Consider the following 1,034-nt stretch of genomic DNA (forward strand, 5'->3'; position numbering starts at 1 on the left):
GGTTTCGTCCAATGTAAAGATACCGCCGATCACCACTGTACCGCCGTTTTCTACCAAAACCTGTGTCTTGATGTGTTTGGTATCGATGGCAATACCGGCCGAGGTGGTCTCACCACGGCTGTCTTTGTTGATGTCCAGGTCGAGGATGATGTTGCCCTCGGGGGTGATCTGGGGGGTGACTTCCAGCTTCAGATTCGCCTTGCGGAAAGCTACGGAGGTGGCACCGCTGGAGGTGGCTTGCTGGTAGGGGAACTCGGTGCGTTGCTCGATCAGCGCCTTGGTCTGGTCGGCGGTGACGATGCGCGGGCTGGACACGAGCTTGCCCTTGCCGTCGTTTTCCAGGGCCGAGATTTCCAGGTTCAGGAAGCGGTTGGCAGCACTGCTGAAAATCGACAGGGCAAAGGCGGCTGCGTCGTAGCCGCCCTGGCCCACTGCAGGCATGTTCACAAAGTTGCTGGTGGTATCGACCGCCGAGCCACTGGAGCCGTTGCTGGCGACAACATTGTTGTAACTGGTGCCCACGGTGAAACGCGTGTTGCCCGACAAGCCTACGCTGCCGGCGGCCACACCCGCCGTGGTGGAGCTGCCCGCAGTGCTGCCGAGCTTGACACCCAAAGATTTGCCGAAGGTGTCGGAGGCTTCCACGATACGGGCCTCGATCAGCACCTGGCGCACGGCGATGTCCAGCTTTTTGATCAGGTCCTGCACCGCAGCGATGCGGCTGGGGATGTCGTTGACAAAAATCTGGTTGGTACGGGGCTCAGAAATCACGGTGCCGCGCGAGCTGAGGAAGCGGGGCATGTTGCTGTTGCTTCCGGTGGTTGAGCCGCCGAGTTGGGTGACGATGTCGCCCGCCTTGGCGTAATTGAGCTGGAACGACTGGGTGACCAAGGGCTCGAGCGCCTGCATGGAGGCGGCAGATTCCAGGTCTTTCTTGGTACGGGCGTCGATTTCGTCCTTGGGCGCTATCCACAGCACCGAGCCCGACTTGCGCATGCCCAGGCCTTTGGAGTCCATGATGATTTGCAGGGCCT

1 protein-coding gene is annotated in these 1,034 nt (G+C 60.4%); it reads right to left on the reverse strand.

Going from position 1 to position 1,034, the window contains the following annotated elements; translation table 11 throughout:
- Window positions 1-1,034, reverse strand: a 1,034-nt coding sequence (locus tag AC097L_RS26305) for a type IV pilus secretin PilQ (protein WP_479589629.1), incomplete at both ends; no start/stop codon positions are given.

It is taken from the genome of Rhodoferax sp. RT5P35 (genome assembly GCF_056521385.1).